Annotated in this window: 7 protein-coding genes and 2 tRNA genes; 2 read left to right on the forward strand and 7 right to left on the reverse strand. The window is 68.7% G+C overall.

The annotated features are described in order from the left end of the window. Nucleotides 1-133: 133 nt before the first annotated feature. The 5 genes from clpX to ACZ4UV_RS05380 form a co-directional block, all read right to left on the reverse strand. Nucleotides 134-1,420 carry an ATP-dependent Clp protease ATP-binding subunit ClpX gene (gene clpX, locus ACZ4UV_RS05360; protein ID WP_093503035.1) on the reverse strand — a complete coding sequence of 429 codons (1,287 nt, stop codon included), beginning with the start codon at nt 1,418-1,420 and terminating at the stop codon, nt 134-136. A gap of 202 nt (nt 1,421-1,622) precedes the next feature. Beyond that, a complete protein-coding gene (locus ACZ4UV_RS05365; RefSeq protein WP_293992478.1) occupies nt 1,623-2,288 on the reverse strand; it encodes an ATP-dependent Clp protease proteolytic subunit in 666 nt (221 codons plus the stop codon). A 73-nt stretch (nt 2,289-2,361) separates the two neighbouring features. Then, nucleotides 2,362-2,967: an ATP-dependent Clp protease proteolytic subunit gene (locus ACZ4UV_RS05370; protein WP_390040446.1), complete on the reverse strand. Its 606-nt coding sequence runs from the start codon at nt 2,965-2,967 to the stop codon at nt 2,362-2,364. Nucleotides 2,968-3,336: 369 nt separating this feature from the next. Beyond that, on the reverse strand, nt 3,337-4,731 hold the full coding sequence (tig, locus tag ACZ4UV_RS05375) for a trigger factor (protein WP_451020459.1): 1,395 nt from the start codon (nt 4,729-4,731) through the stop codon (nt 3,337-3,339). A 187-nt stretch (nt 4,732-4,918) separates the two neighbouring features. Further along, a tRNA-Pro gene (locus tag ACZ4UV_RS05380) sits at nt 4,919-4,995 on the reverse strand. 186 nt (nt 4,996-5,181) lie between these two features. On the opposite strand from ACZ4UV_RS05380, the gene ACZ4UV_RS05385 reads away from it, so the two are divergent. Continuing rightward, a tRNA-Gly gene (locus ACZ4UV_RS05385) sits at nt 5,182-5,252 on the forward strand. A gap of 326 nt (nt 5,253-5,578) precedes the next feature. On the opposite strand, the gene ACZ4UV_RS05390 is transcribed toward ACZ4UV_RS05385, so the two are convergent. Further along, nucleotides 5,579-5,773 (reverse strand): hypothetical protein, encoded by a 195-nt coding sequence (locus ACZ4UV_RS05390; protein WP_089107496.1) that lies wholly within the window; start codon nt 5,771-5,773, stop codon nt 5,579-5,581. Nucleotides 5,774-6,232: 459 nt separating this feature from the next. Here ACZ4UV_RS05390 and ACZ4UV_RS05395 point away from each other — a divergent pair, with 459 nt between their 5' ends. After that, complete coding sequence (locus ACZ4UV_RS05395) at nt 6,233-7,351, forward strand: acyltransferase family protein (protein ID WP_390040058.1); 1,119 nt, start codon at nt 6,233-6,235, stop codon at nt 7,349-7,351. A gap of 6 nt (nt 7,352-7,357) precedes the next feature. Here ACZ4UV_RS05395 and ACZ4UV_RS05400 read toward each other — a convergent pair whose 3' ends face one another. Then, nucleotides 7,358-7,810 carry an HD domain-containing protein gene (locus ACZ4UV_RS05400; protein WP_390040056.1) on the reverse strand — a complete coding sequence of 151 codons (453 nt, stop codon included), beginning with the start codon at nt 7,808-7,810 and terminating at the stop codon, nt 7,358-7,360. Nucleotides 7,811-8,086: the final 276 nt, after the last annotated feature.

The following is an 8,086-nucleotide window of genomic DNA, read 5'->3' on the forward strand; positions in this document are numbered from 1 at the left end:
ACGTGGCGGCTACCTCCGGGCCGTTTGGCGGGGGCTGGGGGCGCGCCCCAACTCCCCCCCCCCCCCCCCCCCCCACCCCCCCCCCCCCCCCCCCCCGGGGGGGGCGGCCCCGCCGCTTCGGTGTTGGCGGAGGTTACGCCGACTTCTGCTCCCCCGCGCCCCGGCCCCGGGCGTCGCGCGGGATCAGGGTCGGGTTGACGTTGGAGTGGACGACGTCGGCCGTGATGACGACGCGGGCCACGTCCTTGCGGGACGGGACCTCGTACATCACCGACATCAGGACCTCTTCCATGATGGCCCTGAGACCACGCGCGCCGGTCTGGCGGAGGATGGCCTGGTCGGCGATGGCCTCCAGGGCCTCGCGCTCGAAGTCCAGCTCCACGCCGTCGAGTTCGAAGAGGCGCTGGTACTGCTTGACGAGTGCGTTGCGCGGCTCGATGAGGATCTGGAGCAGGGCCTCGCGGTCCAGGTTGTGGACCGAGGTGATGACCGGGAGGCGGCCGATGAACTCCGGGATCATGCCGAACTTGACCAGGTCCTCGGGCATGACGTCCTCGAACTGGTCCTTGGACTGCAGCTCCCGCTTGGAGCGGATGGTCGCGCCGAAGCCGATGCCCTTGGCGCCCGCCCGGGACTCGATGATCTTCTCCAGGCCGGCGAACGCACCGCCCACGATGAACAGCACGTTCGTCGTGTCGATCTGGATGAACTCCTGGTGCGGGTGCTTGCGGCCGCCCTGCGGCGGGACCGAGGCCGTGGTGCCCTCCAGGATCTTCAGCAGGGCCTGCTGCACGCCCTCGCCGGAGACGTCCCGGGTGATCGACGGATTTTCACTCTTCCGCGCGACCTTGTCGATCTCGTCGATGTAGATGATCCCGGTCTCGGCCTTCTTGACGTCGTAGTCGGCCGCCTGGATCAGCTTGAGGAGGATGTTCTCCACGTCCTCGCCCACGTAGCCGGCCTCCGTCAGCGCGGTCGCGTCGGCGATCGCGAACGGGACGTTCAGCATGCGGGCCAGGGTCTGCGCGAGGAGCGTCTTGCCGGAGCCGGTGGGGCCCAGCAGGAGGATGTTGGACTTCGCCAACTCGATGGCGTCGTCGCGGCCTTGGGCGCCGCCGTTCTCCCCTGCCTGGACGCGCTTGTAGTGGTTGTACACCGCGACCGAGAGGGCCTTCTTGGCGGGCTCCTGGCCCACCACGTAGCCCTCCAGGAACTCGTAGATCTCGCGGGGCTTCGGGAGTTCCTCCCAGCGCACCTCGCTCGTCTCGGCGAGCTCCTCCTCGATGATCTCGTTGCAGAGATCGATGCACTCGTCGCAGATGTACACACCGGGCCCTGCGATGAGCTTCTTGACCTGCTTCTGGCTCTTGCCGCAGAACGAGCACTTGAGCAGATCGCCGCCGTCACCGATGCGTGCCACGGTGTGCTTCCCCTTCGCCTGGGAGACGCCTGGACTCTCTCGAATCCAGCGGCTCCTGGTGCTGCCTTATGTCGACGGTACCTTGCCGGGCCCCCCGTACGGGCCCCCCTTGGCACGGTTCACTTTGACGTGCACCTTGCCGTGCGCGCGGTCAAACCGTGCCAAGGGCGGCAGAGAATACATTCTCTGCCCGCGGCCTGTGTCAGCGGACGTCAGCGTTGTTCATCTTCCGGGTGGAGATGATCTGGTCCACGATGCCGTACTCGAGCGCTTCCTCGGCCGTGAGGATCTTGTCGCGCTCGATGTCCTCGCGGACCTGCTCGATCGCCCGGTTGGAGTGCTTGGCCAGCATGGTCTCCAGCTGGTCACGCATGCGCGTGAACTCCTTGGCGATGATCTCCAGGTCGGAGAGCTGGCCGCGGCCGGTGGAACCGGCCGGCTGGTGGATCAGCACGCGGGAGTTCGGCAGCGCCATGCGCTTGCCGGGCGTGCCCGCGGCCAGCAGGATGGCCGCGGCGGAGGCCGCCTGGCCCATGCAGACCGTCTGGATGTCGGGCTTCACGAACTGCATCGTGTCGTAGATCGCCGTGAGGGCGGTCATGTCGCCGCCCGGGCTGTTGATGTAGATCGAGATGTCCCGGTCCGGGTCCATCGACTCCAGGCACAGCAGCTGCGCCATGACGTCGTTGGCGGAGGCGTCGTCGATCTGGACGCCGAGGAAGATCACGCGCTCCTCGAAGAGCTTCGCGTACGGGTCGTACTCGCGGATGCCCTGGGAGGTGCGCTCGACGAAGCGCGGGATGACGTAGCGGGCGTCGGGCCGGGGCCCGTCGTAGCGGGCGTCAGCGGCGCCGGGAATGTTGCTCATGAGGGTGTTCACCGTCCTGGTGGCGTTCGGGGGGCTGGAGTCTCGGCGGAGCGCGGCGTGGCCGGGCCTGGTCTCAGGCGCCGGTGCCGCCGCCTCCCGGAACACCGGAGGCATGCGTGATGATCTCGTCAATGAGACCGTACTCCTTGGCCTCTTCCGGGGTGAACCAGCGGTCGCGGTCGCCGTCGCGGATGATCGTCTCGACGGTCTGGCCGGAGTGCTGCGCGGTCAGCTCGGACATGCGCTTCTTGGTGCGCAGCAGGTACTCGGCCTGGATCTTGATGTCCGAGACGGTACCGCCGAGGCCCGCGGAGCCCTGGTGCATCATGATGTCGGCGTGCGGCAGCGCGAAGCGCTTGCCGGCGGCGCCGCCGGTGAGCAGGAACTGGCCCATCGAGGCCGCCATGCCCATCGCGATGGTCACCACGTCGTTCGGGATGTACTGCATGGTGTCGTAGATCGCCATGCCGGCGGTCACCGAGCCACCGGGGCTGTTGATGTAGAGGTAGATGTCCTTGGCGGGATCGGCCGCGAGCAGCAGCAGCTGCGCGGTGATCTTGTTCGCGATGTCGTCGTCCACCTGCTGGCCGAGGAAGATGATCCGCTCACCGAGCAGCCGGTTGTACACCTGGTCACCGAGGCCACCACCGATGGAAGGCTCGCCGGCGGCGGAGGGCATCAGATTCGTCACGTATCCACCTGCTCGTCTGTACGACGGCGCCGGGCCGTCTCACGTTTCCGTAGCCGGGGGCTTGGCTGCCCTCGTACTCATGGACCCTAACGCGATGGTCCCTTCGGGGAATCCCGGTAAGAGGGCTGTTCGCCGGGGGCGTAGTGCGGGTGCCTCCGGCGGATGGGCCGCTGTCGACCCGCCGTGACCGTGCCGGTGGGTGGGCGAGTGCGGGCACGTGGGGGCTGGTCGCGCAGTTCCCCGCGCCCCCAGGCGGCGGCTGCGCCGCCTTCAGGGGCGCCACCGCCGGGCGTATGACGAAGGGGCTCCCGGGATGGTCCCAGGAGCCCCTGTGCGCCGTTATGGGCGCCGTAGGGCTCAGCCCTCGGTCTTGTCCTCGGCGGAGGCGTCCGTGGCCTCGGCGGCGGCCTCAGGGGCCTCCGTCTCGGTCTCGTCCTCGTCCTCGTCGTCCAGGTCGACGATCTCGCCGTTGGTGTCCTTCACCGTGGCGGCCTCGACCACGACGGCCAGGGCCTTGCCGCGGGCGACCTCGCCGACCAGGAGCGGGACCTGGCCGCCCTCGACGACGGCCTGGGCGAACTGGTCGGGGGACATGCCGGAGGAGGCCGCGCGCCGCATGAGGTGCTCGGTGAGCTCCTCCTGGTTGACGTTCAGCTTCTCGACCTTGACCAGCTCGTCGAGGACGAACTGGGTCTTGATGCCCTTGACCGCGGCCTCGCGGGTCTCGGCCTCGAACTCCTCGGCGGTCTTGCCCTGGATCTCGAGGTACTTCTCCAGGTCGAGACCCATCTGGCCGAGCTGGTGGTGCTCCAGGTTGTGCTTGCGGGTGTTGATCTCGTCCTCGAGGAGCTTCTCGGGGACCGGCACCTCGACGAGCTCCAGCAGCTTCTCCAGGACGCGCTCCTGGGCCTGCGTGGCCTGGTCGTACGTCTTCATGTTGGCGAGACGCTTGCGGCTGTCGTCCTTGAGCTCGTCCAGGGTGTCGAACTCGGAGGCGAGCTGCGCGAACTCGTCGTCCAGCTCGGGGAGTTCGCGGGCGGCGACCTGGGTGACCTTGACGGTGACCTCGGCCTCGCGGCCGGCCGCGGAGCCGCCCTTGAGCTCGGAGGTGAAGGTGGCCTCGCCACCGGCCTCCAGGCCCTTCACGGCGTCGTCGATGCCGTCCAGCAGCTCGCCGGAGCCGATGGTGTAGGAGACACCGCTCGCGATGCCGTCCTCCAGGACCTCGCCGTCGACCTTGGCCTCCAGGTCGATGGTGACGACGTCGCCGTCCTCGGCGGCGCGCTCCACCGGGGAGGTGGAGGCGAAGCGCTCACGGAGCTGCTCGACCGACTTCTCGACGTCCTCGTCGCTGACCTCGACGGCGTCGACCTCGACCTCGATGCCCGTGTAGTCCGGGATCTCCAGGGCCGGGCGGACGTCGACCTCGGCGGTGAAGTTCAGCGTCTCGCCGTCCTTCAGCTCGGTGATGTCGACCTCGGGCTGGCCCAGCGGGTTCAGCTCGGCCTCGTTGACCGCTTCGGTGTAGAACTTCGGGAGCGCGTCGTTGACGGCCTCCTCCAGCACCGCTCCGCGGCCGAACCGCTGGTCGATGACGCGGGCCGGGATCTTGCCCTTGCGGAAGCCCTTCACCGTGACCTGCTGGTTGATCTTCTTGTACGCCGCGTCGAGGCTGTCCTTGAGCTCCTCGAAGGGCACCTCGACAGTGAGCCGAACCCGGGTCGGGTTCAGGGTCTCCACGGCGCTCTTCACGGTTCGGTCTCCTTGTGGCTGACTTCTCGGGTTCTGCCGGTGCCAGAGGGGCCCGGCGGAGTTTCGCCGCCCGGAGGAGTTCGTAGGCCGCCGTCTGGCGGGCCGGGACACACGGGCGCGCAGCTTGCATAGTAACCGCAGCCGCTCAGCGCCCCAAAAGGCGATCAAGACGGACGCCGTCAGGTGGTGGTCGGGGTGGCGGGATTTGAACCCACGGCCTTCCGCTCCCAAAGCGGACGCGCTACCAAGCTGCGCCACACCCCGTTTCGGTGCGACACGTAGGGTACATGCCCGGGCCGCCTGCGTCGGCTGCTTTGTTCACCCGCACCGGCATCGCTTCGCCGCCGCGTCCCCGCCGCGTCCCCGCAGACCAATCGCGTTGGCCTACGTGCCGGACGACCCGCTACGATGCCTCCTGTGCCGCGGTCACCGACCTGCGGCGCGTGTTGTGCGGGCGTAGCTCAATGGTAGAGCTTCAGTCTTCCAAACTGACTACGCGGGTTCGATTCCCGTCGCCCGCTCTGAATCGCTCAGGCCCAGGTCACCGGGTAGATCTACTCGGTGAGCCGGGCCTGAGTCGTTGTGGGAGCCGGATCGGCACGGATTGCGAGGGCACCGTGGCCGCCCGCAGTCGGCGCCTCTTCGCCCGCCCGGGCGCACCCCGCCGCCGTCGGGGCGGACGACGACGGCCACCATTGCCCGCCGCACGGCCTTCCGCGCGTGCCGCCACTCGATCCGGTGACGTCACGGGATGCGGTACGGGGCGCCGCCGCCGAGGGTGTCGTCGGGAATGCGGGGTACGCGGCCGTCGTGGCGGGGGCCACGTGCCGCCGGCCGGCTTCCGGGGTCAGAAGTTGATCGAGTTTATGGTCTGCGCCAGCGAGTCGAGGAAGCGCTGGATGGAGGGGGCCATCCCGGTCGACGCGAGGAAGAAGCCGAAGAGGACGGCGACAATGGCGGGGCCTGCCTTGATGTTCCCCCCTCTCATCATCACCACAAGGATGATCGCCAACAGCAACACCACAGACAGTGAAATGGCCACAACTGATCACACCCTCGGTCGGTCCGCTCTCCGGCCCTGGGGTACGGCCCCGCACCCCCGCCAGATCCATCGTGCCACCAACCCGGCCGCACTATGCGGTTCGTGACACAACGTCGACAACTCACCGCACACCGACAACTGCCCGCACTGCAATTCGAGATCCCACCACCCACGGATCCACGGCAATTGACGGACATGGTTTCCGTGTCCACACAACTCGCGCGCAGCCAATTCGAATTGTTGACACAGGCACGGCAAAGGGCGACGACCTGCGGTCGTTATGCACTAATTAGTACGGATGAATGCGGACATCACGGGTGTAAGTGGCGCATGGAACTGCATAGACACAGGCATCGACCCCGGTAAATCCCCCGGCGATCCACATATGCTTGTCGCCGAATACCAGGTCTCTCATCGGCGGATTTACGAAATCCCACAGGCACCGCTAAGGTGCCTCAGATGTTTGACGCCGCCACGTCCCCCGGCCAGAACCGAACACCACGTCCCCCGGCCCTGCCGCCGGCGGGCAGACCCCGCGACGCGTTCTTCGACAACGCCAAGTACCTGGCGATCGTGCTCGTCGCGATGGGTCACTCATGGGAGCCGCTGAAGGGCGACAGTCGCGTCCTGGAGGCGATGTACTGCGTCGTGTACGCCTTCCACATGCCGGCGTTCATCATCGTCTCCGGCTACTTCTCGCGGAACTTCGACATGCGCCCGGACCGGCTGAAGCGGCTGGTCACCGGGGTCGTCGTCCCCTACGTCCTGTTCGAGACGGCCTACTCGCTCTTCCAGCGCTTCGTGGTCGGCGACTCCGGCCAGGACATCAGCCTGCTCGATCCCTGGTACCTGACCTGGTTCCTGTGCGCGCTGTTCGTCTGGCGCCTGACCACGCCCCTGTGGAAGGCGGTCCGCCATCCTCTTCCGGTCGCCTTCGGTATCGCGATGCTGGCGTCCGTGTCCCCGAGCATCGGTGACGACCTCGACCTCCAGCGGGTGCTGCAGTTCCTGCCGTACTTCGTGCTCGGCCTGTGCCTGCGGCCCGAGCACTTCCGGCTGGTGCGCCGGTGGCCGGTGCGGATCGCCGCGGTGCCGGTGTTCGCCCTCGCGCTGGCGTTCGCGTGGTGGTCGGTGCCGCGGATGAACACCGCGTGGTTCTACCACCGGGACTCCGCGCAGGAGCTGGGCGCGCCGTGGTGGTGCGGGCCGGTGATGGTGCTCGCCATGTTCGGCTGCTCGATGCTGCTGACGGCCGGCTTCTTCTCGTGGGTACCGGGCCGGCGGACGTGGTTCACCGCGCTGGGCGCGGGCACGCTGTACGGCTACCTCCTGCACGGCTTCGTGGTGAAGTACGGCGTCCACGCGGGCTGGTTCGACCCGAAGTGGCTGCACGGGCCGCTCGGCGAGATCCTCGTCACGGCGCTCGCGGGCGCGTGCGTGACGCTGCTGTGCACCCGGCCCGCGCGGCGGGTGTTCCGGTTCTCCATGGAGCCGCGGATGGACTGGGCGTTCCGGCGGGACCCGGCGGAGACGGCGCGGGAACGGGAGCCGCGCAGCCGGGAGATGGCCAACGCGTGAGCGTGCCTACCCGCGGAGACCGAGGAGGGCGCGCATCCGGGCGTACTTCTCGGTCAGCCGGTTGCGGGTGTCCTCGTCCAGTACGGCGAGACGGCCGGGGTCGGCGTTGTGCGCGAGGTCGGCTTCCTTGACGAGGAGGGCGCCGGGGGTGGTGAGGATGCGGCGGGCGTACGACTCGGGGGGCTCGCCGGGGTGTTTGGTGAGGGCGAGCACGATGGCCTTCGTGCGGGGGCTCAGGGCGGCCGTGTCCAGCCACTCCTCGGTGAGGGCGTGGTCCTCGACGGCGTCGTGCAGCCAGGCGGCGGCGATCTGCTCCGGGTCGCCACCACGGGCGGCTGCGCCGTGGGCGACGGCGGCGAGGTGCTCGGCGTAGGGCCGCCCGGCCTTGTCGGTCTGCGCCGCGTGGGCGGCTCGGGCCAGCTTCTCGACTTCGGGGAGGGTGAGTGGGGTCCGGGTCACGGTGCGAGTATGTCGCGGCCGGGGCGGGGGGTGTCACTTACCGGCGCTTGCAGGGTGCCGCCCGCGCCCACCCGTGCCGCCCCAGCGGCACGACTGCCCGCGGCTGAAGGCGCTGACACGACCGCCCACGGCTGAAGGCGCTGACACGACCGCCCCACGGCTGAAGGCGCTGACACGACCGCCCACGGCTGAAGGCGCTGACACGACCGCCCACGGCTGAAGGCGCTGACACGACCGCCCACGGCTGAAGGCGCTGACACGACCGCCCACGGCTGA

This window comes from Streptomyces sp. NPDC028289, assembly GCF_055565975.1.